The organism is Streptomyces sp. NPDC015032 (genome assembly GCF_043080425.1).
Lineage (GTDB): Bacteria > Actinomycetota > Actinomycetes > Streptomycetales > Streptomycetaceae > Streptomyces.
Genome location: NZ_JBIBVN010000034.1, coordinates 40,185 through 66,599, shown reverse-complemented (window position 1 = coordinate 66,599; position 26,415 = coordinate 40,185). Strand labels below are relative to the sequence as shown.

Genomic DNA, 26,415 nt, shown 5'->3' with positions numbered 1-26,415 from the left:
CAGGCCCCCGACCGCACGCGGCCGGCGGCGGGCGCGAGTCCGCCTCGGCGGCCCCACCCTGCCCCGCTCACGCCTGCGCCTGCGCCTGCGCCTGTAGCGTCCGCCTCGCCGGAACGACCCCGCCCGCGACCGCGCGCTGGCGCGGTGCCGCCGTACCCGTCCAGCAGGTGCCGCGCCGTGACACGAGTCGGCGGAGCCAGAGTTCCATCGACGCCAGATGCGCCAGGCCGTCCAGCGGGAGCGGTTCGCCTTCCGAGGCCGCGCGCAGGGCCTTCCGTACGACGCGGGCCTCGACCAGGCCCGCGTCGGCGAGCAGGGGTGCGTCGAAGAGGGCGATCAGGTCGGGGAGCGCGGCGCGCAGGCCGGTGCGGGCAGTGGCGTTGGCGGTGGCGAGGGAGGGGGTGCCCCAGCCGGGCGGCAGCTCGTGGATGCCCGCGCCCGCGAGCACCCGCCGCAGGATCGCGGCGCGCGCGCCCGGCTGGACGCGGAGCGATTCGGGGAGCGCGCGGGCGGCGCGCACGACCTGATTGTCGAGGTACGGGGCGTGCAGCCGCTGGCTGCGGTTCTCCGCGGCCTGCTCCAGGATCCGGTGGTCGGCGGCGAACCGGGCGAGGGCCGCCCGGGCGCGGGCCTCGCCCGGCCGCTGAACGGAGGCGGGGCGGATCGCCGCCTCCTGCAGACGTACCGACACCTCGGCGAGCGCTTCCCCCGTCAGCCAGCGCGCGGCCGGTCCCGGCCGCGACCAGGCGAGGGCCGCGAGCGACGCGTCGGCGGGCGTGTCGAGGGCGGGGGCCTGGCGGTTGGCGTCCGGCAGCCGGTCGGCCGCCGTTTCCAGGCCGGTGCGGTACGACGTACGGGACAGGCGGCGGGCCGCCCGGTAGACGGTCAGCGGGACGAAGAAGGAGTGCGCGGTCGGGCCCTCGGCCTTGGCGAGGGCGGCGACCGGACGCAGCAGATGGCGTCGGCGACGGTCCATCAACAGGTCCGCGAGACGGGCCGGATGGGCATCGAGCACCTGCCGGGCGCCCCCGCCGACGAAGTGGTCGGCGCTGCCCGAGGCGAGGCGGCGGCGGTGCCGCTCGGCGACGACGAGGGACGGGGCGGGTTCATCGGTGAGCGGGCCGCCGCCCAGGTCGGCGTAGGGCAGGGCCTCCTCTCCGGCAGCGACGACGACATGGTGCAGGCGCGGGTCGGCGGCGATGACGCGGGCGCGTTCGAGTTCGTCCTCGTGCCCGTGCGCGGTGAGGTCGTTGAAGGTGACGGCGAGCAGCCGCTCCCCCGCTTCCGCGCCGTGGCCGAGGAGGGTGCCGGGCAGGCCCGGCAGTCCGGCGGCCAGGAGGGCGAGGGTGGCGGAGGCGCTGCCTCCGGAGAGGTCGGCGCCGATGCCGGGTACGGGGGCGCCGCGGGCGGCGCGTCGTTCGGCGGGGCCCATGCCGGGGACCGGGCCCGGGTCGGGCGGCAGGGTCCCGGGGGCGTGGCGCGGGGCGGTGAGTCTGGCGCGTACGGCTTCGACCAGGGCGTCGCGCACCCCGTCGACGGCACTGACGGGATCGATCTGGGGAGCCGCGACGGCCAGGGAGGCCACCGCCTCGTACCCGGTGATCTCGCGCGAGCCCTCGCGCAGGATCAGCGCGTGCCCCGGCGGAATGCGCTTCACTCCGGCGTACGGGGTGCCGTCGCGCAGTGCCTCCGGTGTTTCGGGGCAGGCGAGCAGGGCGGCCAGGTGGCCGATGTCCAGCTGGGCTTCGATGAGGTCGGCGAGCGGCAGTGCGGCGGTGGCGTACGCCGTGCCGCCGGCCCAGGGAGTGTAGAAGACCGGGCGGGCTCCGGCGAGGTCCCCGATGACGGTGATCCGGCGGCCGACCTGGACGACGGCCGTGTAGCTGCCGGGCCAGGAGGTGAGATGGCGCAGGGCCCCGCCGCGGGCGGCGAGGAGACCGACGCGCAGTTGTTCGTCGGTGGCGCTGCAGCAGCCGAGGACGGCGAGCCGGGCGGTGGGCGCGCCTTCGGCAGTCTCGACCGTGCTGGTGCGGATCTCGTCGGGGCGCCAGTCACCGACGGCCCAGAGCGGATCCGGGTCTCCCCACAGGAGTTGGGATCCGACGGGGTGCATCGTGCGCCCCTCGTCGGCGTCTCCGACGGCACCGGCCGTGCCGAAGCTCGCGGCGATACTGCTCCACCCCACCAACCAACGCATCGCCGCCTCCACAGGCTGTGGACAATTCGGCGCAGCAGGACATTATCGGGAGAACTCCGGTAGCGCGCGGCGCCGTTGCGAACATGCTGCCACGACAAAGGCACACCGGAGGGGCTACGGACGGCGCACGTCGGGAGGGCATGCGCCCCCGGCAAAGGCCGGACCGGGGCAGGTGGCGGCCGGGTGCGGACGGGCGCACGCCGGACGGCAACCCGCGCCGGGTTCCCCCCGGCGACGACCGACGCACGGCCCTCGCGAGGCGGTTCACCCGCCAACGGGCATACGGGTCAGGCGTGTTGCGCACCCCGCCCGGACACGATCCACCAGGCCGGAACCGGCCACTCCTCGGAATGGCCACGACTGGTGATTGCCCGGCCACGGGCGATCGCCGGACGGTCGACGGGATGTCCGCGAAACGGTCGACCCAACCTCGACCGACCGACGACATTCAGCCATTTTCAGTGCACGCGGCAACCGGGCGACAGGGAACTCACCGCACCGGAAAACCCTTTTCGCCCACCTTCATCCCCCGTGCCACGTCCCGCTTCGCCGACTCCGTACCGGCCTCCCGCCGCTTCGGCACACAGTTCGACGCACAGTCCGGGAGGTGTCGTTCACCTCCCGGACCGGTCCGCCGCCTGCGGGGAATGAGGCGGCAGTGTCCCCCAGCCCACTGAGTCCAATGCAGTGGGCCGACCCACGCAGCACCCATGGAAGCGCTTCCGAAACAGCCGGACGAGAGCGCACGACCGGGCGCACGACCACACGCCAGGGGCACGTACGGGGCTCGGCGGGCGGTGCCACCAACACGTCCGAACAGGGCGTCGTGCGGGGTTCCGGGCCGGGTCCGGGAGGGGGTCCGGGCCGGCCCCGGGGCGCTCCGCGCGACGCCCGGAGCGACACCGCGAGGCCGTCCGCGTCCGCACCGACAACATTCCCGCCATACGAATGTCTGCCCCTTAACGGTAGGGATGCGGCGAACTACGCTGGGTTTACTGAGGTTCTCGGCAGGAGGCATATTCCTCGGGGCTCGGCCATATGCTCGTGCGGCCGGAGTGCCGGGGCTCGCCCCTGGGGAGGACACGGTACGAATGCCGCGCGCCGCAACGGTGACGCGGCGGCCGTCTGTGTGTCGAGGGGTGGCGCATGTCCAGGGAGCAACGCGGACCGAACGAGAAGCTCGGAACCGTTCTCGCCCTCGCGGGAATCAGCAACGCCGGGCTCGCCCGGCGGGTCAATGACCTCGGGGCGCAGCGCGGACTGACACTTCGTTACGACAAGACCTCGGTGGCCAGGTGGGTCTCCAAGGGCATGGTGCCGCAGGGCGCCGCGCCTCATCTCATCGCGGCAGCGATCGGCGCCAAACTCGGCCGGCCGGTCCCGCTGCACGAAATCGGGCTCGCGGACGCCGATCCGGCACCGGAGGTCGGGCTGGCCTTTCCGCGCGACGTGGCCGAGGCGGTTCGCTCGGCGACCGAGCTGTACCGGCTGGATCTGGCCGGACGGCGGGCGGGCAGCGGCGGAATCTGGCAGTCGCTGGCCGGCTCGTTCTCGGTGAGCGCGTACGCGACGCCCGCGTCCCGCTGGCTGATATCCCCCGCCGATCCGTCGGTGGAACGCGACGCGACAGCCGCCGAGGCAATCGTCCTCGGCACCCAGGGCCCAACGGGCGCACGCACCGGCGCAGGGGCGCAGAGGGTGTCGGACACGACGGAGAAGAGCGCGGCGGAGTCCGGCGCACCGGTCGCCCCGAGCACGGCGGGGGCTCCGGCCACGCCCGGCGCACCCGGCACGTCGAGCGCTGGAGCCGTTCCCGGCGCGGCGGGGACTCCGGCCTCGCAGGAAGCACGGGGAGCGCTGCGGGCGCGACCGGCGCTCGGCACCCGGGCGACAGCCGGAGCACAGGCACCCCAGACGGCACAGACGGCACAAACGGCACAAACGGCACAAACGGCGCCGACTGCCCTGAACGCACAAGCGGTTCAGGCGGCACTGGGAACCCTGGGCGCTCTGGGTACGCAGCGGGCACCGGCCATCCCCGCCCAACCTGGCCCGGAGACCCCGTCCGCGTCCCCTGCCCCGTCCGTGTCCCCGTCCTCCTCCGCGCCCGTCCCCTCCGCGCCGATCGGCCCGGTCACGAGCGACATCTCCCCGCTGCGGGTCGGCCACAGCGATGTCTCCAAGCTGCGCGAGGCGGCCCAGGACGCCCGCCGCTGGGACTCCAAGTACGGCGGCGGCGATTGGCGTTCCTCGATGGTCCCGGAGTGTTTACGGGTCGACGCCGCGCCGCTGCTGCTCGGTTCGTACAGCGACGAGGTGGGCCGGGCGCTCTTCGGCGCAGCGGCCGAGCTGACCAGGCTCGCCGGGTGGATAGCCTTCGACACCGGCCAGCAGGAGGCCGCGCAGCGCTACTACATCCAGGCGCTGAGGCTCGCGCGGGCCGCGGCCGACGTACCGCTGGGCGGCTATGTCCTCGCCTCGATGTCGTTGCAGGCGACCTACCGCGGTTTCGCCGACGAGGGGGTCGACCTCGCGCAGGCCGCCGTCGAACGCAACCGGGGGCTCGCCACGGCCCGGACCATGAGCTTCTTCCGCCTGGTGGAAGCGCGCGCCCATGCGAAGGCGAGCGACGCACCGGCCGCGGGGGCCGCGCTGAGGGCCGCCGAGGGCTGGCTGGAGCGTTCCCGGGGCGGTGACGCGGACCCGTCGTGGCTGGGCTTCTACTCGTACGACAGGTTCGCGGCGGACGCCGCGGAGTGCCACCTCGACCTGAAGGCGCCCCGGCAGGTACGGCGCTTCACCGAGCAGGCCCTGTCCCGGCCGACCGAGGAATTCGTCCGCTCGCACGGGCTGCGGCTCGTGGTGTCGGCGGTGGCCGAGCTGGAGTCGGGGAACCTGGACGCGGCCTGCGCGGCAGGCACTCGGGCGGTGGAGGTGGCGGGCCGTATCTCTTCGGCGCGGACCACGGAGTACGTACGGGATCTGCTGCACCGGCTCGAACCGTACGGGCACGAGCCGCGCGTCGCCGAGCTGCGCGAGCGGGCCCGGCCGCTGCTGGTGGCACCCGTGTAGCCGCACCGGGCCGGCCGGACGGCCAAGAGCCCCGGGCCGGCCGGACAGCCGTCCCCCATGCCCCGCCCCCGGGGCGTCGCCGCCACGTTCTCACGGTGTACGGACGGTGCCCGGCCGGCCCCCTGCGTGCCATCCGGTCGCCGTGGGCGTAAAGATCGGCGCCACGCTGGGATTCACTGGTTTGAGTACGTTGTCAGTGGGTCAGTGCACTATCGGGGTGGGAGGTGGCGTGATGATGACGCACGCGGCGTACGACTGCGATGTGCTGGTGATCGGCGGCGGCATCGTCGGCCTGTCGACGGCGTATGCGATCACGCGCACCGCTCCGGGCGCCCGGGTGACGGTGCTGGAGAAGGAGTGGGGCCCCGCTCGTCACCAGACCGGGCGCAACAGCGGCGTGGTCCACAGCGGCATCTACTACCGCCCCGGCTCGCTCAAGGCCCGATACGCCGTGCGCGGTGCCGCCGAAATGATCGACTTCTGTGCCGAGCACGGCATCGCGCACGCGGTGACCGGCAAGCTGATCGTCGCGACCGAGCGGTCCGAGCTGCCCCGGCTGCACTCCCTGGTCCAGCGCGGCCGGCAGCACGGGCTGCCGGTGCGCGAGCTGGGGCCCGCCCAGATCGCGGAGTACGAACCGCAGGTGCGCGGGCTCGCCGCGATCCGCGTCGGGACGACCGGGGTGTGCGACTTCGGGGCGGTCGCGGCGCGGTTCGCCGCCGAGGTGAGCGGGGCGGGCGGGGTGATCCGTTACGGGGCGGAGGTCACCGCGATCGACCGGCGTCCCTGGGGCGTGGCGGTGCGCACGGCGGACGGCGCGGTGGTGCGGGCCCGGGTCCTGGTCAACTGCGCGGGGCTGCACTGCGACCGGGTCGCCCGGCTCGCGGGCGACGACCCGGGGATGCGGATCGTGCCCTTCCGGGGGGAGTACTACGAGCTGGCGCGGCCGGAGCTGGTGCGCGGCCTGGTCTATCCGGTGCCCGATCCGGCGTTCCCGTTCCTCGGCGTGCATCTGACCCGCGGCCACGACGGCAGCGTCCACGTCGGCCCGAACGCGGTGCCGGCGCTGGCCCGGGAGGGGTACGGCTGGCCCGTCGTGCGTCCCCGTGAGGTAGCGGACACCCTGGCCTGGCCGGGCACCTGGCAGATCGCGCGCAGACACTGGCGGTACGGGGCGGGTGAGGTGCACCGTTCGCTGTCGAAGCGTGCGTTCACGACAGCCGTGCGGCGGCTGCTGCCCGAGGTCACGGAGGCCGATCTACGGCCCGCCCCGGCCGGGGTCAGGGCCCAGGCCGTGCTCCGGGACGGCACCCTGGTGGACGACTTCCTGATCCGTGAGGCACCGCACACCGTCCACGTGCTGAACGCTCCGTCGCCCGCCGCGACGGCCTCCCTGCCCATCGGGCGGGAGGTGGCACGCAGGGCGCTGCTCCGGGCAGGCGGAACGGGGTGGAAGCCGCCCGCCGTAGAATCGGGGCATTGTGTCTGAGCCCTTGAACCCCTCCGCAGATTCCTCCGCGAACCCTTCCGTCCCGGCACCGGGCGAGGCCGCCGCCGGAACGAGCAGCGCCGTGGCCGGGACGGGCAGTGTCTCCCCGGCCGGCGCCACCTCCCCGGCCCACAGCCCTTCCTCCCCCGCCGCCGGGATTCCGGACGATCTGCGCGCCGCCTCCTTCGAGCGGCAGCGCAGGCTGCGCCAGGAACCGCGCTTCCCCGGCGGGCCCGCAGTCGATCCGGCCGGATCGCACCACGAGCGCCGGATCCGCAGCTTCCAGCCGCGCCGCAGCCGCGTCACGCCCGGCCAGGAGGACGCGCTGCTGCGGCTGTGGCCGAAGTGGGGCCTGGACATCGACGGGCAGCGCGTCCTCGATCTGCCCGAGCTGTTCGACGGGCTCCCGGTCGTGCTGGAGATCGGTTTCGGCATGGGCGAGGCCACCGCGCAGATGGCGGCCGCCGACCCGGGCACGGGCATTCTCGCCGTCGATGTGCACACCCCGGGCCAGGGCAATCTGCTCGGCCTCGCGGACCGGAACGGACTGTCCAACGTCAGGGTCGCCAACGGTGACGCGATCATCCTGCTGCGCGAGATGCTGAAGCCGGACTCCTTGGACGGGCTGCGGGTGTACTTCCCCGACCCCTGGCCCAAGAAGCGCCATCACAAGCGGCGGCTGATCCAGCCGGAGTTCCTCGATCTGGCGGCACAGCGGCTGAAGCCGGGGGCCGTGATCCACTGCGCGACCGACTGGGAGCCGTACGCCGAGCAGATGCTGGAGGTGCTGTCCGCACACCCGCTGTTCGAGAACACCCAGGTGGACGGCGGCTATGCACCGCGGCCGGCGTTCCGTCCGCTGACCCGGTTCGAGGGGCAGGGCCTCGACAAGGGCCACGTCGTGCACGATCTGCTCTTCGCCCGCCACTGAGGCCCGCGCGCGGAGCCTGTGGTGGAGTCCGGTGCCACCTGACGGACCGGACGGGCCCGACCGGAGCGGACCAGGGGACCGGCGAGATCGTTCCGACCGGACCTGAGAGACCGGTCTGGCCGGTCCTGAGAGACCTGACCGGCCGGACCTGAGAGACCGGTCCGGCCCGGCCCGAGGGACCGGCCTTCTGGAGCTGGTGGCCCATGCGCCCCATGGCCAGGTGTCAGTGCTGCTCGTTAGGGTCATCAGGTGGTGTCCGACGGGTCTGTCCAGCAGCGGCAGTCACAGCCGGCCGTCCCCTTGCTCGAGGAGCAGCGGGTCGGCGAGATCCTGGCTGCCGTACCGGAGCGCAGGCACTGGCGTTACCGGCCGCGCCGCGTCGGGATGGTGTGGCGCAGCAGGACCTTCCGCATCGTGGCCGTGTGCACGGTGCTCGCGATATGCGGACTGGCCATCCTGGCCCTGGTCCGTGATCAGACGGGCACCGAGGGGTTTCTCGTCGGTCTCGGTCTCGCCGTGCTGCCCGTCCCGCTCCTGATGGCCGCGTTCCGCTGGCTGGACCGGGTCGAACCGGCGCCCTGGCGGAATCTGCTGTTCGCCTTCGCCTGGGGTGCGTTCGCGGCCGCTCTGATCGCGATCCTGGCGAATTCGTTCGCGACCCGCTGGATAGCCACGGCCACCGCCGACCCGTCGAACGCCGACACCCTCGGGGCCACGGTCATAGCACCGGTGATCGAGGAGAGCGCCAAGGCCGCGGCCGTCCTGCTGATCTTCCTGTTCCGAAGACGGGAGTTCAACGGGATCGTCGACGGCATCGTCGTCGCCGGCTTCACCGCGAGCGGCTTCGCGTTCACCGAGAACATCCTCTACCTGGGCAACGCCTTCGGCGAGGATCAACAGATCGGTACCTCGGGCGTCGTCTCGGTGACGGCCGCGACGTTCTTCGTACGAGCGGTGATGTCGCCGTTCGCGCATCCTCTCTTCACCGTGCTGACCGGCATAGGCTTCGGGCTCGCCGCGGCCAGTGCGCGGCACCGCCGGATCCGGCGCATCGCGCTGCCGCTGCTCGGTCTCGTCCTCGCCATGGGCATGCACGCCCTGTGGAACGGGTCGGCGTCGTTCGGCCCATACGGTTTCTACGCCGTGTACGGGGTGTTCATGGTCCCGGTCTTCGGCCTGGTGACCTGGCTGGCGATCTGGTCGCGCCAGCGGGAGCTGCGTACGCTCGCCGCCGAGCTGCCCGCCTATGCGGCGGCCGGCTGGCTGACCCCGGCCGAGCCGCTCGCCCTCTCCTCGATGCGGGCCCGCGGCATGGCCCGCGACGCGGCACGCCAGCGACACGCGGCGGCGGCCGGGGGAATCCGGGTGGGTCCGTACGGACCGGGACACTGGCCACCACCGTACGCGCCGGTGTACGAGCCGGGACACGGACCCGGGCACGCGCCGGGACACGCGCCGGCATACGGACCCGGATACGGACCGGGGCACGGATACGGGCCGGGGCACGGATACGGGCCGGGGCACGGATACGGGCCGGGGCACGCCCCGAGGCGCGGGCCATCGGCCCAGGTCAGGGCTCATGTCGCAGCGCAGGCCAAGGCCCATGGCAGGGCCGCCGCCCGCGCCGTCGCCGAGTACGAATCGTTCGCGACCTCACTGGCCTCGCTGCGTCGGCAGGCCCGCCGCGGGAGCGCGGGCCCGGACTTCGCCGAGCGCGAGCTGGAGCTGCTGCACCATCTCTGGCAGCGCCGGAACGTGGCCGCTCCCGCCCTGACATACGCGGCGCAGGCGACGGGCCGCCTGCGCCCCCATCGCTTGCCGCCGGCCCCGCACGCCTACCCGTTCCCGCCGCACATGCAGCCCGGCGGGAACGCGTACAACCCCTACCTGAACCCGCACCGGCCACCGCCCCCGCAGTAGAGCCGTTCATGGGCACGGAGAGCGCCCGGGGAACACAGCTCTCCCGGGGCGTTCACAAACAGTCGACCGCGACCACGATCGATGGACGGCCGCCTGTACTCGTACTCGTACCGATGCTGGTGCTCTCGCCCGTGCCAGTGCTCGTGCCCGTGCTCGTGCTCGTGCTCGTGCTCGTCAGGCGGATGCCTCGGTGAGTTCCGCCAGTTCCTGCTCGGTCAGCCGGAGATCCGCGACGGCCACCAGCGCGGGCAGCTGCTCGACCGTACGGGCCGAGGCGATCGGCGCGGCGACGGTCGGCCGGGACGCGAGCCAGGCCAGCGCGACGGTCGCGACCTCGGCGTCGTGCTCCCGGGCGACCTTGTCGAGCGCGGCCAGGACCTTCTGCCCCCGCTCCGACTTCAGGTACTCACCGGCCTTCTCGGCGCGGGCGCTCTCCACCGAAGCACCCGGACGGTACTTACCGGTGAGGAAGCCGGAGGCCAGGGCGAAGTACGGGACGGCGGCGAGCCCGGCCCGGGCCGCCGTGTCCTGGAGCTCGCCCTCGTACGTGTCGCGCGAGACCAGGTTGTAGTGCGGCTGAAGGGCGATGTACCGGGCGAGCCCCTCACGCTCCGAGAAGTCGAGGGACGCCTGGAGTCGCTCGGGGCTGATGTTGGAAGCGGCGATCTCCCGGACCTTGCCCTCCTTCACGAGCTCGTCGAGGGCGGTGATGATCTCCTCGACCCGGACGGTCTCGTCGTCGAAGTGCGTGTAGTAGACATCGATGTGGTCGGTGCCGAGCCGGCGCAGCGACTCCTCGGCCGCGGCCTTGATGTTCGTGGCGGAGAGCCCCTTGTACGAGGGGTGGGCGCCGACCTTGGTGGCAACGACGATGTCGGAGCGGTTGGAGCGGGCCGCGAGCCACTTTCCGATGACGGTCTCCGACTCGCCGCCCTCGTTGCCCGGGATCCAGGCGGTGTAGGCGTCAGCGGTGTCGACGAAGTTGCCGCCCACTGCGGCGTAGGCGTCCAGCACCGCGAACGACTGCGCTTCGTCGGCGGTCCAGCCGAAGACGTTGCCGCCGAGGGCGAGTGGGAAGACCTCGAAATCGGAAGAGCCCAGCTTACGAAGAGAAGTCATAAACGGGTCAACGGATTCCGGCGGCACCACTATTCCGACGGGCCGACCGCTCCGACGGGCCGACCTCCCCGGTGGGCCAGCCACTCCGGCGACTGTGCCGCTCCGGCGGCTGTGCTGCTCCGCCAGACCGGCAGTCCCGACATCGGGAAGGCCCGGCAGACCGGCAACCCTGACATCGGGAAGGCCCGGCAGACCGGCAGCCCTGACGTCGGGAAGGCCCGGCAGACCGGCAGCCCTGACGTCGGGGGGAGCGTCAGGGCTGCCGGGGTTCGGCGGCCGGCGAATTGGCTCGGATCACGCGGGCCGGGAAGGTGGCCTGCGGATCAGGGGTTGAGGCCCTTGCCGCGCAGCCAGGCCATCGGGTCGATGCCCGTACCGTCGGAGGTGTGGACCTCCAGGTGGAGGTGCGGGCCGGTCACGTTGCCGGTCGCGCCGACCCGGCCGATGGTCTCACCGGTGGTGACCTTCTGACCGACGCTGACGCCGATGGAGGACTGGTGGCAGAACCACACCTCCGTACCGTCGTCGAGCTCCAGCACCGTGCGGTAGCCGTACGAACCGGACCAGCCGGCCGACTTGATGGTGCCGCCGTGCACGGCCTTGATCGGCGTACCCGTCGGCGCGGCGAAGTCGAGGCCGGTGTGGTAGCCGGAGGACCACATCGAGCCGGCCTGGCCGAAAGTCGAGGTGACTGTGTAGGAGGAGGTCGGAATGGCATAGCTGGCGGCGAGCTTGGCGAGCCGCAGGGCCTCGGCCTTCTTCTTGGCCGCTTCCTCCGCCTTCTTCTTCTCGGCGGCGACCTTGGCCTCGGCGGCGTCCTGCTGCTTCTTGGCCTCGGCGGCGGCCTGCTCCGCGGCCGCCTTCTCCTGGGCTGCCTTCGCCTCGGCGTCGGCGGCGTCCTGCTGCTGCTCGGCCTGCTGGAGGATGCGCGCGCGGAGCGCCTCGCCCGCGTCCGCCGTGCCCTGTTCGGCCTCGGTGGTGGTGAGACCGGCGGTGGTGAGCGGCGCGGCCGCGGCGGCGGCCGCGGCCTTTTCGGCTTCGGACTCCTCGGAGAAGAGAGAACCCACGCCCGGAAGGGACTTCGCGTCGGGGAGGTTGTCCGCGATGGAGTCGGGAAGGGAGATGGAGACCGGCGGCTTGCTCTGCGCGGTGGCCATGCCGCCCGCACCGACCGCTGCGATGACACCGACCCCGAGCACCGTGGAGCTGCGGGCAAGTCCGTTGCGCTGCTTGGCGACGCGGTGCTTGCCACGTACGGGGCGGACGGACTCCTCGGTGGGGTTCCACTCGTCCCGGCCCCGCTCGGGCTCGCCATTGCCGTCGGCGCGGAATTCGCTGCCGAACCCACCGGCGAAGTCGCCGCCCGGCTCGGTGCCGTAGGCCGTTCCCGTCGCAAAAGTGCCGTAGTCGGTTCCAGTACCGGAACCGAAGTCGGGGCTGAACCGAGAGGGGGCCTCGGGGGCAGGCTTGTTGGACGCCACGGGGGCGCACTCCTTTCCTTCCTTCTCGCCTACCGGGTTAGCTGACGGGTTCGGAGCAGGAAGGTCTCCTACGGGCCCCTCCGTCTCTCACAAGACGCAGGCATCCGATTCACCCCATGTAGGTGGTTCCCCGGTTCCCTTGCGGGATTCGGCGCTCGCGCACGGTGCCGCCACTGACGACGGCTGGGACGACCGCGCTGCGTTATCGAACGTTAATAGACACCCGGGCCTGATTCCAAGCCGTTCCCACTGATCGTTCACGTCTTTGGCCTGGACTTTACGGGACACAATCGGGCGGATCAGTACGAGTTGATCGGGGCTCAGCCATTACTCAGATTCTGACGTTGCGTCAAATGTTATGCGGAGCGGCGTCCTTCGGTTACGTACGGTGGCATCCCCCGTCCGAGGTCGCGCCCGGCTCGCACCGGGTTCACGCCCTCGCCCGTCACATCTCTTCCAGACCCACGATCGTCACGGTCCTGCGCCGGTCCGGCTGCCCCTCCGCAGGACGTACGACCGCGAGCAGCGCCATGTCGTCGGTCGTCTCACCACCGGTATACAGCCGTACGTCATCGGTCAGCGCGGACAGCAGCTCCTCGGGCCCCGGGAAGATCCGCCCCCGCAGCCGGGCCGCCGGGTCGTAGAAGACGCCGTCGGCGTCCCGCGCCTCGGAGAGGCCATCCGTGTACAGGAGCAGAGTCGTTCCCGCCGGCAGATCCCACTCATCCGCCCGGTCCGGCCACACGCCCAGGTCCATCCCGAGCGGCAGCGCGGGCACCGTGGGCCCCAGCACCTCCAGCGCCCCGTCGGGGTGCAGCAGGATCGGCTCGGGATGACCGCGGTTGACGATCCGCACCCGGGACCCTCCGGACGGGATCTCGGCCAGCACGGCGGTGATGAAGCCCTCGACCGCATCGAGCCCGCCCCGCCGCGTCCCCTCCCGCGCCAGCGCCCGCTCCAGCCGCTGCGCCACGCCCTCCAGCGACCGCTCCTGCTCGGCCGCCTCCCGGAACGCCCCGATGATCACCGCCACCGACTCCACGGCGTCCAGCCCCTTCCCCCGCACGTCCCCGACGACCAGCCGCACCCCCTGCGGGGTGTCCGTCACGGCGAACAGGTCACCGCCGACGAACTCGTCCGCCTGCGCCGCCTCGTACCGCGCCGCCACATGCAGCCCGCCGATCCGGTCGGACGGCTTCGGCAGCACCGCCCGCATGGCCGTCTCCGCGATGACCCGCGCGGAGGCCAGCTGCTCATTGCCCCGCCGCACGACCCCGTTGATCACGACCGCGAGGACCGAGACGGTGGCCAGGGTGAGCAACTCGATCAGCGGCACGACCTCCGGCAGCGTGCCGCTGTACAGCCGCAGCGCGACGACGGCCAGCATGGAGGCGGCACCGGTGCAGATGGTCCTGGACAGCGAGAAGAACGGCGCGGCGATCAGCGGCGCCGCCACGAACAGCGGAACGGCGGTGAAGGTCGGCGGCGTGAGGAGATCGAACACCAGCCCGCCGAGAATCATCAGAGCGGGCAACGCGCGGACGAACCGCCGCGTGCGGGTGCCGCCGCCCTCGGCATGCCTGCCGCGCCGCTTCAACCGCTTCCACACCTGTGGTCTCCTGCCCGGTACGCGCGCGGCTGCGGACGGTACCGCGCCCCACCCCCAGGCTCACCGGAGCGGAGTCGCGCGGCGACTCCTCATCGGCCAATGGGGGTACGTACGTGGCACAGCTCACACACCGCCCGGACCTGCTCCTTCGTGGGCCGAGGGGTCAACTGGAACGAGTCAGGCCCAGCACGCTGTATGCGTGCCGGGCCTGACTCTTCAGTAGCGGGGACAGGATTTGAACCTGCGACCTCTGGGTTATGAGCCCAGCGAGCTACCGAGCTGCTCCACCCCGCGTCGGTGAATACAACTGTACGGCATGCGCGGCGGTCTCATGACCACGGGGCGAATCATGGCCGCCCGATGCCCACCGATGCCCGCCGGGAACCTGCCCGGCGCCCGCCCGTCACCCAGCGGCCGGTCCGTGCGCCTCCGCCCCGCGGCCCCTCCTCGCCTCCTCGCCTCCTCGCCTCCTCGCCCTCCTTCTCGCCCCCGCCGTTCTCAATTCGTCTCGGTGATACGGGGCGCGACCTTCCCGTCGACCGCCGGGGACTTCACAGGGTTCGCGCCCCGTTGCAGGGAGTGGAGGATCGCCAGCCCCTGGCCGACCACGCCCGCCGCCATCTCGTTGACGCCACTGGTGCCGTTCAGAACGGTGAGGTCGGCTCCCGACATGCCCCGGGCGGCCGCGTCGGCCAGGGCGGGCAGGTTCTCGACGATGCGGTTGGCCGCGATGAGTTCCTGGTTGCCGTCGCGCAGCGAGGCGGCGCGCGCGCTGTTGGCGTCGGCCTGCGCCTGGGCGAGGGTCCGCTCGGTGTACGCGTTGCCGTCGGCCTCGAACTTCACGCGGTCACGGGCCGCCTCCGCAAGAGTGCGCTGCCGGTACGCCTCGGCGTCCGCCGGACGCCGTACCTCCCCTTCGAGCCGTTGCGCGGCAAGCCCGGCCTGCCGCTCCGCCAGCGCGGTCTGCTCCTCGATGACCTCCTGCGAGGCCTTGGCCTGGGCGAGCGGTCCGGCCTGCGCGGCGCGGGCGTTGTACTGCTCGGTCTCGGCGAGGAATCCGGCCCGCTTGATCGCGGTGTCGCGTTCGTACTCCGCCTTGAGCGCGGCGGCCTGCTGCTCGCGCTGGCTGGCCTCCTGGTCGGCCTTGGCCTCGGCGATGCGGGCCTGGCTGGCGACTGCGGCGGCATGCGGGGCGGCGAGGTTCTTGATGTAGCCGGTGGCGTCGCCGATCTCCTGGATCTGGAGGGCGTCCACCACGATGCCGAGCTTCTCCATCTCGCCGTGGCTGCCCGCGATGACCTCCTGGGAGACCCGGTTGCGCTCGCGGATGATCTGCTCCACGGTCAGCCCGCCGACGATGGAACGCAGGTGGCCCGCGAAGATCCGGCCGGCGAGCTCCTCCATCTGCTCCTGCTCGGTCAGGAAGCGGCGCGCCGCATTGGCGATGGACACCGCGTCGTCGCCGACCTTGAAGACGGCGACGGCCCGGACGTTCAGGCGGATGCCCTGCTGCGTCACGCAGTCCTCGGTGATCTCCGCCTCGCGCAGCGCCAGGGAGAGCATGCGCGCCTTCTGCTTCACCGGGAGCACGAAACTGCCGTGGCCGGTGACGATCCGGAACTGGGTGTCCGTCGTCTGCCCCTTGGAACCGGATATGAGCATCGCCTCGTTGGGGGCGGGAACGTGCCAGAAGAACATCGGAAGACTCCTGCCGTACGTGTCTCTCACGCGGGTGCGTGAGTGCTCGACATGGGTACGCGAGCGCTCGACGCGCGTACGCGGACGTCCGACGCGGGTACGCGAACGTCCGACGCGGGTGCGTCACTTCCTCGGCATCGATACGTCACCGCCTCGCGCAGGTATGTCACTGCCCGGCGCCCGCAGGACCGCTCGAAGTCCCCGCATCGCCTCAGGGCGGCAGAGGCTCCACGATCACGCCACGCGCCGAGACCGAGTCGACGACAACGACGCGTACGTCCCTGTCGATCGACGTCGCCGACCATGCGGTGTAGGCCTCGGACCCACCCCGCACGGCCACCAGCACTTCCCCCGGGCCACCGACCGGGATCGGCACGGTGACACGGCCGATCGCTCCGACCGGACTCCGGGCGGACTCATCTGCCGTGTGCATGTGCCCTCGCGAGCGTCCATGCGCAGGTCTGCTCACACTGCCGCTCACGCCGCTTCTCACGCCGTTTCACGAACACGGGGCGACCCCGCCTCCTGGAGGCCTGAGCCTCCCGGGCCTCCCTCGACGTTCCCACGGTACTCCGCACGCGCGACGGAGGACGGCCGGAGACCACCCGGAGGCAAGGCCCGAGATCTGGTGATATGACTGATTTACCAGTCTGCCAGCCGACGCGATGAACTCGCGGTGCTCAGGGAGCCGACCGTGGACAACTACCCCCTGCTCAACCTCTTCTGGACCATGCTCTGGTTCTTCCTCTGGATCATGTGGCTGTTCCTGCTCTTCAAGGTCGTCGGGGACATCTTCCGCAGCGACGACCTGGGGGGCTGGGGCAAGGCGGGCTGGCTCCTCGTGGCCCTGCTGCTGCCATACATCGGCGTCCTGCTGTACGTGGTCGTGCGCGGCAAATCCATGGGGAAGCGGGACATCAAGGAAGCGCAGGACCGTGAGGCGGCCTTCAAGGCGTACGTCCGGGAGGCCGCCGGCACCTCCGGGGCGAACGCCCCGAAGGAGGGCAGGCACGTCGACGACCTGGCGAGACTCGCCGAGCTCAAGGACCGGGGCGCCATCACGGACGAGGAGTACCAGCGGGCAAAGACGAAGCTCCTCGTCTGAGCGAGCGCCACCCCTGCCCCGTGCCGTGGGGTCTGTGCGTCCCCGGGCCCGTGAGGTCCGTGGCGCGCATGCCGCTCCTCACCCTCTGGGCGGCGAACTGGCGCAGCACCCGGACTGCGGGGACGCTTGAATCATCAGGCCGGGGTGACCGCTTCCGCCCCGCGGTTCCCGGGGCCGGAGCGCCGGCACACCGCCGCGTACCCCAACGGCCCGGCGGCGAGGCCCGGCAGTGCGCGGTTCCCGGTCGGCGTGCGAGGAGAGGGCCGGACCATGAACGGCAACGGCACCACGCTCGAAACCCCGGACGAGCTGAGGAGGGTGCTGCGCGGGCCCGTCATCGGCCCCCGGGACCCGGAGTACCGCGACGCCCGCACGATCTACAACGCCATGATCGACAGACGTCCGGCAGCCGTGGTGCGGTGCAGCGACGCGGCGGACGTGATGGCCGCGGTCGATGCCATCCGCGACAAGGGGCTCGTGCTCGCGGTCCGCGGCGGCGGACACAGCGGTTCCGGCCTGTGCCTGGTGGACGACGGCGTCACCATCGACCTGTCGCCCATGCGCTGGGCGCACATCGACCCCGCGGCCCGTACGGCCACGGTCGGTGGCGGCGCCACGCTCGGCGACCTCGACCACGCCGCCCACGCCTTCGGACTGGCCACCCCCGCCGGAATCCAGTCGACCACCGGTGTCGGCGGCCTCACCCTCGGCGGCGGCCACGGCCACCTCACCCGCAGATACGGCCTGACGGCCGACAATCTGCTGGCCGCGGACGTGGTCCTGGCGGACGGCACCGCGGTGACGGCGAGCGGCACCACGCATCCCGACCTGTTCTGGGCGCTGCGCGGCGGGGGCGGGAACTTCGGCATCGTCACATCCTTCACGTTCCGGATGCACCCGGTGGACACCGTGGGCGTCGCCATCACTCTCTGGCCGGTCGACCGGACCCCCGACGTGCTGCGCTGGTACCGCGACTTCCTGCCGGCGGCCCCCGAGGACCTGAGCGGCTTCTTCGCCGCGCTCACCGTGCCGCCCGGTCCTCCGTTCCCGGAGGAGATCCACGGTCAGCGGATGTGCGGGGTCGTGTGGTGCTGGACGGGCGGTCCCGCCCTCCTCGAAGCCGCCCTGAAACCCGTCGGCGAACCCGGCCCGCCCGCCTTCCACTTCATGACGCCGATGCCCTATCCCGCCCTGCAGTCCATGTTCGACGAGCTGCTCCCGGCCGGCCTGCAGTGGTACTGGCGCGGCAACTTCTTCGACCGGATCACCGACGACGCCATCGCCGTACACGCCAAGTACACCGAGAACCTCCCCACCGACCTGTCGACCACTCACCTGTACCCGGTCGACGGCGCCGCCCACCGGCCGGCCCCCGACGACACCGCCTGGGCCTACCGGGACGCGGTCTGGTCCGGCGTCATCGCGGGCATCGACCCGGACCCGGACAACGCCGGGAAGCTCAGGCAGTGGTGCGTCGACTACTGGGAGGAGCTCCACCCGCATTCGATGGGCGGTACGTACGTGAACTTCATCGGCGCGGGCGAGACCCCGGACCGGGTACGCGCCACCTACCGCAACCACTACGACCGCCTGGCGGCCGTCAAGCGCACCTACGACCCCTACAACCTCTTCCACAGCAACCAGAACATCGAACCGGCGGCCTAGCGCGGACCGCGCCCCTGCGGCGCGAACAGGCCCGGCGGCCGGTGGCGTTGGGCCGGGAATCCTCCGGGCGAGGCGCAGACCGATGACGACGTCTCCGTGGGCCCCGGAGACGGCCTCCGCCCACCGTGAGACTCCCCGGACCGCCACGAGTTCACCTGTCACGGCTCATCGCTCCCGCCGGGGAGATCGTCGCCCCTCACCGGTCCGGCGAAGCGCCGCCGTACAGCTACAGCCCTGATGTCCGGTCCGCCACAGTCCCGCCCCGAAGGGGGTATCCGCTCGCGCACGAGGTCCAAAACGACGGAGGTAGCGCCCCGACCGGCAGAAACCGGTCGAGGCGCTCCCCAGCAGGTCAGAGGGGGTTTTCCCCCTCGCCGCCGCACGTAGGCCGTGTGGGACTCGAACCCACAACCAACGGATTAAAAGTCCGCTGCTCTGCCAATTGAGCTAACGGCCCTCGGCGAATCACCCCTGAGCATAGCCCGCCGCGGCCCGGCCGCCGATCGGGTATCGGTTACCGGGCCCGGTCGTGACGGAATCAGCGGTGGGATCGCAGGGGACGGGCGGGGTCCTCCACGGTGATCGTGCGTTTGTGATCCGGTTCGAGGAACCAGTGCCTCGCCGACACCAGCCACCACGTCGTCGCGAACCCCAGGACCACCAGGACTGCGACCGGGGCGTAGTTGAACGTCTCCCAGGTGACCGGTGAGAGCTGCGGCAGCATGAAGAGCACCGTGATGATCAGGACCCAGGTCACCGCGACGATGCCGATCGGGCGGGACCAGCGGCCCAGGTGCCAGGGGCCCGGGGTGAAGTCGTCGCCCCGGAGCAGCCGGAGCAGGGTGGGGATGACGTAGGCGATGTACAGGCCGATCACCGCGATCGAGGTCACCGCCGCGTAGGCCGTGACGTTGATCAGATAGGGGAGGCCCAGGGCCAGAGCGCCGATGGCGGCGAGCCAGACCGCGGCGACGGGGGTGCGGGTCCGGGGGCTGACCGTGTGCCAGACGCGGGAGAAGGGCAGGGCCCCGTCGCGGGAGAAGGCGTAGATCATGCGGCTGTTGGCCGTGACGGACGCCATACCGCAGAAGAGCTGGGCGCCGATCACGACCAGCAGCAGAAGCTTGCCGGTGGTGGCGCCGAGGGCGTCCAGGAGGATCTGGGCGGGCGGGGCGTCGGTCGGGGAGTTCAGCGCGCCGTCGTACGACTGGATGGCGAATGTGAAGCCGAGGAGCAGGACGAAGCCGGCGATCCAGGAGGTCCAGATGGACTGGACGATGCCGCGCGGGCCCGCCGTGGCCGCGTCGTGGGTCTCCTCCGTCATATGGGCGGAGGCGTCGTAGCCGGTGAAGGTGTACTGGGCCATCAGCAGACCGATCATCACGACGTAGAAGCTGCTTCCCCAGCCGGTGTTGTTCACGAACTCGGTGAAGACGAACGACGCGGACTGGTGCGAGTCCGGTACGAAGGTCAGGGCGCCGACGATGACGGCGACGCCGATCACGTGCCACCACACACTCACGCTGTTCAGGATCGCGACGATCCGGACGCCGAAGGTGTTGAGCAGGCCGTGCAGCAGCAGGATCACGGCGAAGAGCAGGATCGTACGGGTGGGAGTGACCCGGAAGTCGAACTGGAGGTTCAGGTACGCGCCGAGGAACGACGCCGCCCCGAAGTCGATCCCGGCCGTCACGGCGACCTGGCCGAGGACGTTGAACCAGCCCGTGAACCAGGCCCAGGCCGCCGCCGAGCGCGGCGGGGCCAGCCGGTGGGCCCAGAAGTAGAGGCCGGCGGAGGTCGGGTACGCCGAACAGATCTCGGCCATCGCCAGGCCGACGAACAGCGTCATCAGGCCGACGCCGACCCAGCCCCAGGTCATGACGGCGGGACCGCCGGTGTTCATGCCGAAGAGGTAGAGCGTGAGGCAGCCCGAGAGCACCGAGATGATCGTGAACGAGACGGCGTAGTTGGAGAATGCCGACATCCGGCGGGCGAGGACCTGGGTGTATCCGAGCTCGGCGAGCCTCGCCTCGTCGGATCCGGGCGAACTCGGGGGTGGTGCCGGGGAGTTGGTTGTCATGCCCCCAGCGATTCCCCCACCGGGGGTGCGGCATGTGCCGGATCCCGTCCCAAATGATGGCTCCTTGCCCTGCCGCGGTTCGCAGGGCGTGCCCCATGCAGCTGCGAACGTGCCCCGTACGGCTGCGAAGAAGAGCGGGCCCGTCCGTGAAGGACGGGCCCGCTCTCAACAGACCCTCAGCAGGTCATGGTCACCGCACTCAGCCGTTGCGCTTCCAGCGCGGCTTGTCGTCACGGCGGCCGAAGGAGCCGGTGCCGGTGCCGGTGCCGCGGTGGTCGTCGCGGCGGCCGGTCGGACGGTCGCCGCCGGAACGGAAGCCACCGGACGGACGGTCGTCACGACGGTCGCGGTTGAACGGGCGGTCGCTGCCGCCGGAGCGGAAGCCACCGGACGGGCGGTCGTCACGACGGTCGCGGTTGAACGACGGACGGTCGTTGTCGCGGCGGTCGAAGGAACGGCCACCGCGGTCGTCACGGCGGTCGTTGGAACGGAAACCGCCCGAGGGCCGGTCGTCCCGACGGTCGCGGTTGAAGGACGGACGGTCGTTGTCGCGGCGGAAGCCACCCGACGAACGGTCGTCACGGCGCTGGAAACCACGGTCACCACCGCGGTCGTCCCGACGGTCGCGGTTGAACGACGGACGGTCGTTGTCGCGGCGGAAGCCACCCGACGAACGGTCGTCACGACGCTGGAAACCACGGTCACCACCGCGGTCGTCCCGACGGTCGTTGCCACCGCGGTAGCCTCCGCGGTCGCCGCCGCGGCTGTCCCGGCGGTCGAAGTTGCCGCGGTCGTCGCGACGGTCGTCACGTGCGGCGGGCTGCGCCGGTACGGAGACGGCGGCCTCGATCGCGGCCTCCGCCTCGGCGACGGCCTCGGCCACCGCTGCCTCGGGGTCGTCGCCCCGCTCGCGCGCGGCGCGGGCCACGAGGCGGTCGGCCTCCTCGCGCAGCTCACCGGCACGGCGCTGGACGCGCTCCAGCTGCCTGGTCAGGTCGGCGACCTCGCGCTCGGCCTGCTTGGCGGCGTTGTTCGCGGAGTCGGCCTGGACCTCGGTCAGCGAACGGGCGCCGGTGATCTCGGCGACCTCCGGGTCGAAGGCGCCCGCGCCGCCCACGATGTGACGCGAGGCGTCGACGCCCGCGTCCTCCATCAGGCGGAAGATCTGACGGCGCTGGTGCGGCAGCGCCAGCGAGACGACGACACCGGACTTGCCGGCCCGGGCGGTACGGCCCGAGCGGTGCAGGTAGTCCTTGTGGTCGCCGGCCGGGTCCACGTTCAGCACCAGGTCGATGCCGTCGACGTGGATACCGCGGGCGGCGACGTCGGTCGCGACGAGCGCGTTGACGTAACCGTCCTTGAAGTCCGCGAGCACCCGGGTACGGGCACCCTGCGTCATGCCGCCGTGCAGCGCGTCCGCCTTGACGCCCGCCTCGACGAGCTGCTCGGCGATGCGGTCGGCGCCCAGCTGGGTGCGGACGAAGATGATGGTGCGGCCCTTGCGGGCGGCGATGGCGGAGGTGACCGGCGCCTTGTCCTTCGGCTTCACGACGAGGACGTGGTGCGTCATGGTCGTGACGTTGCCCTGGGCGCTGTCGACCTCGTGGCTCACCGGGTTGTCGAGGTAACGCTTGACCAGCGTGCCGATCTCGTTCTCCATCGTGGCGGAGAAGAGCATGCGCTGACCGCCGACCGGAACCTGGTCGAGCAGCTCGGTGACCTCGGGCAGGAAGCCCAGGTCGGACATCTGGTCGGCCTCGTCGAGGACGGCGACCTGGACGTTCTCCAGGGAGCAGGCGCCCCGGTTGATGATGTCGCGCAGCCGGCCCGGGGTGGCGACGAGGATGTCGACACCGCGCTCCAGCGCGTAGATCTGGTTGCCCATCGACGTACCGCCGCAGACGACCTTCATCTTCAGGCCGAGCACGTCGCCGTACGGCTGCAGCGCGTCCGCGACCTGCATCGCGAGCTCACGGGTCGGGGTGAGGATGACCGCGCGGGGCTTCTTCTTCTCGGTGTGGCCACCGGCCAGCGTGGCCAGGGTCGGCAGACCGAAGGAGAGGGTCTTGCCGGAGCCGGTACGGCCGCGGCCCAGGATGTCCTTGCCGGCCAGGGCGTCCGGGATGGTCGCGGCCTGGATCGGGAAGGGCGCGGTCACACCGTTCTGCCCGAGCTTGCGGACGATGCCCTCGGGCAGGCCCAGGTCGGCGAAGGTGATGGACGACCCGGTGTCCGCGTCGTCATCCGCGTCGACGGCGGAGCCGTTACGGGCCTGCTCGGCACGGGGCGCGTCGCCCTCGGCGGAGGCGGCGGACTCGGCGACGACGGCCTCTGCGGCCTCGATGAGCTCGTCGTTCTCGACGTTCTCGGGCATGACGGTGTGGTCAGAACTGGAAATTGACATGCGAAATGCGAAACCTTCCGGAGTCTCGGCACGCGCCCGTAACTCCGTGATTCGCAATTTCGACCGCCTCAATGCGGTCCAGCCACGGCAAGGGAGAGTACGCGCCACACGGCGCGCTTCTGTTTCGGCGCCGGGCAATGGGATCAAACGATCTACCACCATACGCACTCCCCCCCACATCGCGCAAACCGCTCTCCCCCGGCCCCTGGCTACACCGGCCCCACCTGTGGTGATACCTCCGGCGTCCGCAGCAGCGACGACCCCCTCGGCATCCTCATCGCTCCGTGGCGGAACTGAGCCGCCGACGAGGCGGACGGCTGCGGCGACGGCTCCGAAGGCTCCGGTTCCGGCTCCGGGGAGGCGGGCGGCTCGGGGGTGGCCGGTTCGGACGGCTCCGGGGATTCGGGCCGCTGCGGCCCCCCGGGGCTCGGTTGCGAGGCCGAGGGCGCGGGCAGCCCGCCACCTCGCGGCCCCGAATCGCCCTGCTCACCCGATTCACCCCGATCGCCCGGCTTCGCGCCGGGGCGTGCGCCGCGGGGGGCGCCCGAAGGGTCCCCGGAGCCGCCCGGCTCCGGGGATTCGGCGGCCTCCCGCTCGGAGTGCGCCTCGGCACGGCCGCCACCGGTGCGGGCGGCGCCCGTCCCCGCCACGGTGCCGCCGTCCGGTCCGGACCCGTTCCCCTTCGGCCCGGACGACGGCGTCGGCTCCGGTTTCCCTCCGTCGTCGCCGACGCTCATACAGCCTGTGGACGCGGCGACCGTCACTGCGATGACGGCCGCCCACCGGACGGGGGCGGGGAACTGGCGCACGGGAGGCACCTCCGGGGAACGAGGAAGGGCGGGCGGTACGGGACACGCGAGGAGACGGACGGAGACGGGGGGACACCGTGCCCAACTCCCGTCGCCCCGCCGGGGACACGCCCCGCCTCCGGCCCGCACATCACCCGCACACCACCCGCACCGCGCCCACCCGTCCACGAAACGCCCGCACCGCGCTCGCGCGGCACGCACGGCGCCCACGCGGCACACACGCGCGCTCATCCGTAGCCGAGCGCGTGCAGCCTCTCGTCGTCGATGCCGAAGTGATGGGCGATCTCGTGGACGACGGTGATCTCGGTCTCGGCCACGACGTCCTCGTGCGACTCGCACATCCGCAGCGTGGGCCCGCGGTAGATGGTGATCCGGTCCGGCAGCACCCCCGCGTACCACTCGCCGCGATCGGTCAGCGGCGTGCCCTCGTACAGCCCGAGCAGCTCCGGATCACCCGGGTCCGGTTCGTCCTCGACGAACACCGCGACGTTGTCCATCAGCCGCGTCAGCTCCGGCGGGATCCGGTCCAGCGCCTCGGCGACCAGTTCTTCGAACTCTTCGCGCGTCATCTCCAGCACCCGGCCATTGTCCCGTAAGGCCGTGCGGTGCGCCCCGGGCCGCACCGCACGTACGACCGCCTCGCGCCCCCTCCCCCACCTCTCCCCCACACCCCCTCACACCCGCCCCGCGACCTCGCCGTAAACCGTTTTGGCGATACCTGCTGCCATCCCATATGCTTCTCACGTCCCCGACGCGCTGGAAAGCGCGCAGGTGGGCCCTTAGCCCTCATCGTCTAGTGGCCCAGGACGCCGCCCTTTCAAGGCGGTAGCACGGGTTCGAATCCCGTTGGGGGCACGCATTAACGTGTGCGAGACTTGTCTCGCACATTGCTTGGTCCTGTGGAGCAGTTTGGAGTGCTCGCCACCCTGTCAAGGTGGAGGCCGCGGGTTCAAATCCCGTCAGGACCGCTGCAGCCCTAGTGAGCTGCGTGGCTGGGTAGCTCAGTTGGTACGAGCGATCGCCTGAAAAGCGATAGGTCGCCGGTTCGATCCCGGCCCCAGCCACCACCCGAAGGCCCCGTCCACCGGACGGGGCCTTCGTCGTATCAGGCTTCTTCCCGGTCGGCCGAGTTCGCCACCCGGCCGCGCCATGCCCGCACCGCCAGGGCCAGCAGCACCACCGCGACCACGGCCACCAGCACCATGGCGTCCGTCACGTGCTCGCCGATGCGCTGGGCCCACCGCTCGACGGCGAACGAGTCGTCCACGTCCAGCAGCCCGGGCAGCGCGGTCGTCCCGTCGTATACGAGAAACAGCGCGCCGAGTCCGATGAAGAAGAGTCCCGACAGCAGCGTCGTGGTGTGCAGCTCGAAGCGGCCGAGCCGGAAGGTGCGACCGCGCAGCCAGGCCCGGCGGCCCAGGTCGAAGCGTTCCCAGAGCAGGGCGAGCAGAAAGAGCGGGACGGCCATGCCCAGGGCGTAGACCGCGAGCAGCAGTCCGCCGTAGACCGGGCTGCCGCTGACCGCCGCCACGGTGAGGACGCTGCCGAGGATCGGTCCCGCGCAGAAACCGGCCAGTCCGTATACAGCGCCCAGCGCGTAGACGGACACGGCGGTGGTCGGGCGGATCCGGCCGCTGAGGGCGGCGATCCGGCGCGAGGCGAAGCCCAGGCCCACGATCTGCGCGATGCCGAGCGCGATGATCAGCCACCCGGCGCCGAGGACGAGCGCGTCGCGGTGGCTGTAGAAGAGCCGTCCGGCGTACGAGCCCGCCGCGCCGAGCGGCACCAGGGTGGTGGCCAGGCCGGCGTAGAAGATGCCGGTACGGGCCAGAAGCCGTGAGGTGGAGTCGATGGAGTACGCGAAGAACGCGGGCAGCAGCAGCGCGCTGCACGGGCTGACCAGGGCGAGCAGCCCACCGAGGAAGGCCGCGAAGTAGCCGATGTCAGGCGTCATTTCGTGCCGCCCTCGGCGCCCCGGGCGTTGCCGTCGCCCTTGGCGTCCTCGGTGGTGCGGGCCTTCTCGGCCGCCGCCTCGATGGCCTGGGTGAAGGTCTCCATCGGCTGGGCTCCGGCGATCGGGCGGCCGTTGATCAGGAACGAGGGGGTGGAGGTCGCCCCGATCCCGTACCCCTGTTCCTGGTCCTTGCTCACCGCGGCGGAGGCGGCGGAGCTGTCCGCGTCGCGTGCGAACCGGTCGAGGTCCGCGACGCCCGCCTGCTCGGCGAGCTCCTTCAGCCGGTCCTTGCCGAACCCCTTCTCCTTGGCCCCCTCGGCGTAGGCGGCACGGTGGAACTGCCAGAAGCGGCCCTGTTGTCCGGCGGCCCAGGCGGCGCGGGCGGCGGCCTCGGACTCGGCGCCGAAGATCGGGAAGTTGCGCCACTCGATGCGCAGGGTGCCGTCGTCGACGTACTTCTTCACCAGGGCGGGTTCGGTGTCGCGGGCGAACTTTCCGCAGTAGCTGCACTTGAAGTCGGCGTACTCGATGAGGACGACGGGCGCGTCCGCCCGGCCCTGCGCGAGCTTGTCACCGGCGTCGCGGCGCGCGAGCTTCGCCAGCTCCGGGTAGACACCGGCGTCCGGATCGGTGGTGGCATCGGCGCCCGAGGAGGGCGACGAGGACGAGGAAGACGACTCGGACGACGCGGACGAGCCGGAGTGGTCGGGGGCGGTGGCCCGGTAGGAGACGAAGCCGAGCAGCGCCGCGGCGAGGACGACTCCGGCACCGTAGATCAGCGGCTTCTTGGACGACGCGGTACGCGACGCCTTGGACTTGGGCTTGGGCTTGGACGTGGACATGCGTGACTCCGTGCTGGCGATGCGGGCGGGAGGGAAGAGG

17 protein-coding genes, 5 tRNA genes and 1 riboswitch are annotated in these 26,415 nt (G+C 71.8%); of the genes, 9 read left to right on the top strand and 13 right to left on the bottom strand.

Annotation, left to right across the window (positions count from 1 at the left end; all coding sequences use genetic code 11):
- Positions 1-67 precede the first annotated feature (67 nt).
- Positions 68-2,197: an asparagine synthase-related protein gene (locus ACF08M_RS32665; protein ID WP_392188873.1), complete on the bottom strand. Its 2,130-nt coding sequence runs from the start codon at positions 2,195-2,197 to the stop codon at positions 68-70.
- A gap of 1,146 nt (positions 2,198-3,343) precedes the next feature.
- On the opposite strand from ACF08M_RS32665, the gene ACF08M_RS32660 reads away from it, so the two are divergent.
- From ACF08M_RS32660 to ACF08M_RS32645, 4 genes are all read left to right on the top strand, one after another.
- Positions 3,344-5,269 carry a sporulation protein gene (locus tag ACF08M_RS32660; RefSeq protein WP_392188872.1) on the top strand — a complete coding sequence of 642 codons (1,926 nt, stop codon included), beginning with the start codon at positions 3,344-3,346 and terminating at the stop codon, positions 5,267-5,269.
- Positions 5,270-5,501: 232 nt separating this feature from the next.
- Positions 5,502-6,758, top strand: a complete 1,257-nt coding sequence (gene lhgO, locus ACF08M_RS32655; protein ID WP_392188871.1) for an L-2-hydroxyglutarate oxidase — start codon at positions 5,502-5,504, stop codon at positions 6,756-6,758.
- Positions 6,751-7,689, top strand: coding sequence for a tRNA (guanosine(46)-N7)-methyltransferase TrmB (gene trmB / locus ACF08M_RS32650; RefSeq protein ID WP_392188870.1), 939 nt, complete (start codon positions 6,751-6,753; stop codon positions 7,687-7,689). The genes lhgO and trmB overlap by 8 nt, the downstream gene beginning before the upstream one ends.
- Before the next feature lie 252 nt (positions 7,690-7,941).
- Entirely contained in the window at positions 7,942-9,609 is a 1,668-nt protein-coding gene (locus tag ACF08M_RS32645; RefSeq protein ID WP_392188869.1) for a PrsW family intramembrane metalloprotease, read from the top strand.
- Between the two features lie 174 nt (positions 9,610-9,783).
- On the opposite strand, the gene ACF08M_RS32640 is transcribed toward ACF08M_RS32645, so the two are convergent.
- From ACF08M_RS32640 to ACF08M_RS32615, 6 genes are all read right to left on the bottom strand, one after another.
- On the bottom strand, positions 9,784-10,728 hold the full coding sequence (locus tag ACF08M_RS32640) for an aldo/keto reductase (protein WP_392188868.1): 945 nt from the start codon (positions 10,726-10,728) through the stop codon (positions 9,784-9,786).
- A gap of 323 nt (positions 10,729-11,051) precedes the next feature.
- Positions 11,052-12,209, bottom strand: coding sequence for a M23 family metallopeptidase (locus tag ACF08M_RS32635; RefSeq protein WP_392188867.1), 1,158 nt, complete (start codon positions 12,207-12,209; stop codon positions 11,052-11,054).
- Positions 12,210-12,220: 11 nt separating this feature from the next.
- Positions 12,221-12,373, bottom strand: a riboswitch (cyclic di-AMP (ydaO/yuaA leader).
- A gap of 281 nt (positions 12,374-12,654) precedes the next feature.
- Positions 12,655-13,818, bottom strand: a complete 1,164-nt coding sequence (locus ACF08M_RS32630) for a PP2C family protein-serine/threonine phosphatase (protein ID WP_392188866.1) — start codon at positions 13,816-13,818, stop codon at positions 12,655-12,657.
- Positions 13,819-14,038: 220 nt separating this feature from the next.
- Positions 14,039-14,112 (bottom strand) — tRNA-Met (locus ACF08M_RS32625).
- 204 nt (positions 14,113-14,316) lie between these two features.
- Positions 14,317-15,516 (bottom strand): SPFH domain-containing protein, encoded by a 1,200-nt coding sequence (locus ACF08M_RS32620; RefSeq protein ID WP_392188865.1) that lies wholly within the window; start codon positions 15,514-15,516, stop codon positions 14,317-14,319.
- 211 nt (positions 15,517-15,727) lie between these two features.
- Positions 15,728-15,949 (bottom strand): hypothetical protein, encoded by a 222-nt coding sequence (locus tag ACF08M_RS32615; RefSeq protein ID WP_392188864.1) that lies wholly within the window; start codon positions 15,947-15,949, stop codon positions 15,728-15,730.
- Positions 15,950-16,210: 261 nt separating this feature from the next.
- Between ACF08M_RS32615 and ACF08M_RS32610 the strand changes: the two genes are divergently transcribed.
- Together ACF08M_RS32610 and ACF08M_RS32605 are read left to right on the top strand one after the other, a co-directional pair.
- Positions 16,211-16,621 carry an SHOCT domain-containing protein gene (locus tag ACF08M_RS32610; RefSeq protein ID WP_392188863.1) on the top strand — a complete coding sequence of 137 codons (411 nt, stop codon included), beginning with the start codon at positions 16,211-16,213 and terminating at the stop codon, positions 16,619-16,621.
- A gap of 270 nt (positions 16,622-16,891) precedes the next feature.
- Positions 16,892-18,286 (top strand): FAD-binding oxidoreductase, encoded by a 1,395-nt coding sequence (locus ACF08M_RS32605; protein ID WP_392188862.1) that lies wholly within the window; start codon positions 16,892-16,894, stop codon positions 18,284-18,286.
- A gap of 384 nt (positions 18,287-18,670) precedes the next feature.
- On the opposite strand, the gene ACF08M_RS32600 is transcribed toward ACF08M_RS32605, so the two are convergent.
- From ACF08M_RS32600 to ACF08M_RS32585, 4 genes are all read right to left on the bottom strand, one after another.
- A tRNA-Lys gene (locus tag ACF08M_RS32600) sits at positions 18,671-18,743 on the bottom strand.
- A gap of 81 nt (positions 18,744-18,824) precedes the next feature.
- The gene (locus tag ACF08M_RS32595; RefSeq protein ID WP_392188861.1) at positions 18,825-20,366 is read right to left on the bottom strand and encodes an amino acid permease; all 1,542 of its coding nucleotides are present in this window, start codon (positions 20,364-20,366) and stop codon (positions 18,825-18,827) included.
- Positions 20,367-20,565: 199 nt separating this feature from the next.
- Positions 20,566-22,770, bottom strand: coding sequence for a DEAD/DEAH box helicase (locus tag ACF08M_RS32590; RefSeq protein WP_392188860.1), 2,205 nt, complete (start codon positions 22,768-22,770; stop codon positions 20,566-20,568).
- A 1,036-nt stretch (positions 22,771-23,806) separates the two neighbouring features.
- Positions 23,807-24,157: a metallopeptidase family protein gene (locus ACF08M_RS32585; protein WP_392188859.1), complete on the bottom strand. Its 351-nt coding sequence runs from the start codon at positions 24,155-24,157 to the stop codon at positions 23,807-23,809.
- A gap of 204 nt (positions 24,158-24,361) precedes the next feature.
- Between ACF08M_RS32585 and ACF08M_RS32580 the strand changes: the two genes are divergently transcribed.
- The 3 genes from ACF08M_RS32580 to ACF08M_RS32570 all read left to right on the top strand — a co-directional run bounded on the left by ACF08M_RS32580 (position 24,362) and on the right by ACF08M_RS32570 (position 24,646).
- Positions 24,362-24,434, top strand: a tRNA-Glu gene (locus ACF08M_RS32580).
- Positions 24,435-24,472: 38 nt separating this feature from the next.
- Positions 24,473-24,547: transfer RNA gene (locus tag ACF08M_RS32575), tRNA-Asp, on the top strand.
- A gap of 22 nt (positions 24,548-24,569) precedes the next feature.
- Positions 24,570-24,646, top strand: a tRNA-Phe gene (locus tag ACF08M_RS32570).
- A gap of 38 nt (positions 24,647-24,684) precedes the next feature.
- Here ACF08M_RS32570 and ACF08M_RS32565 read toward each other — a convergent pair.
- Positions 24,685-25,533, bottom strand: coding sequence for a cytochrome c biogenesis CcdA family protein (locus ACF08M_RS32565; RefSeq protein ID WP_392188858.1), 849 nt, complete (start codon positions 25,531-25,533; stop codon positions 24,685-24,687).
- Positions 25,530-26,375, bottom strand: a complete 846-nt coding sequence (locus ACF08M_RS32560) for a DsbA family protein (RefSeq protein ID WP_392188857.1) — start codon at positions 26,373-26,375, stop codon at positions 25,530-25,532. The genes ACF08M_RS32565 and ACF08M_RS32560 overlap by 4 nt, the downstream gene beginning before the upstream one ends.
- Between the last annotated feature and the right edge of the window lie 40 nt (positions 26,376-26,415).

What these genes read in the sequence shown, in the direction of transcription:
- ACF08M_RS32665 (WP_392188873.1), bottom strand. Translation starts at nt 2,197, where the DNA reads ATGCGTTGGTTGGTGGGGTGGAGCAGTATCGCCGCGAGCTTCGGCACG.
- ACF08M_RS32660 (WP_392188872.1), top strand. Translation starts at nt 3,344, where the DNA reads ATGTCCAGGGAGCAACGCGGACCGAACGAGAAGCTCGGAACCGTTCTC.
- lhgO (WP_392188871.1), top strand. Translation starts at nt 5,502, where the DNA reads ATGATGACGCACGCGGCGTACGACTGCGATGTGCTGGTGATCGGCGGC.
- ACF08M_RS32640 (WP_392188868.1), bottom strand. Translation starts at nt 10,728, where the DNA reads ATGACTTCTCTTCGTAAGCTGGGCTCTTCCGATTTCGAGGTCTTCCCA.
- ACF08M_RS32620 (WP_392188865.1), bottom strand. Translation starts at nt 15,516, where the DNA reads ATGTTCTTCTGGCACGTTCCCGCCCCCAACGAGGCGATGCTCATATCC.
- ACF08M_RS32615 (WP_392188864.1), bottom strand. Translation starts at nt 15,949, where the DNA reads ATGCACACGGCAGATGAGTCCGCCCGGAGTCCGGTCGGAGCGATCGGC.
- ACF08M_RS32605 (WP_392188862.1), top strand. Translation starts at nt 16,892, where the DNA reads ATGAACGGCAACGGCACCACGCTCGAAACCCCGGACGAGCTGAGGAGG.
- ACF08M_RS32595 (WP_392188861.1), bottom strand. Translation starts at nt 20,366, where the DNA reads ATGACAACCAACTCCCCGGCACCACCCCCGAGTTCGCCCGGATCCGAC.
- ACF08M_RS32590 (WP_392188860.1), bottom strand. Translation starts at nt 22,770, where the DNA reads ATGTCAATTTCCAGTTCTGACCACACCGTCATGCCCGAGAACGTCGAG.
- ACF08M_RS32565 (WP_392188858.1), bottom strand. Translation starts at nt 25,533, where the DNA reads ATGACGCCTGACATCGGCTACTTCGCGGCCTTCCTCGGTGGGCTGCTC.
- ACF08M_RS32560 (WP_392188857.1), bottom strand. Translation starts at nt 26,375, where the DNA reads ATGTCCACGTCCAAGCCCAAGCCCAAGTCCAAGGCGTCGCGTACCGCG.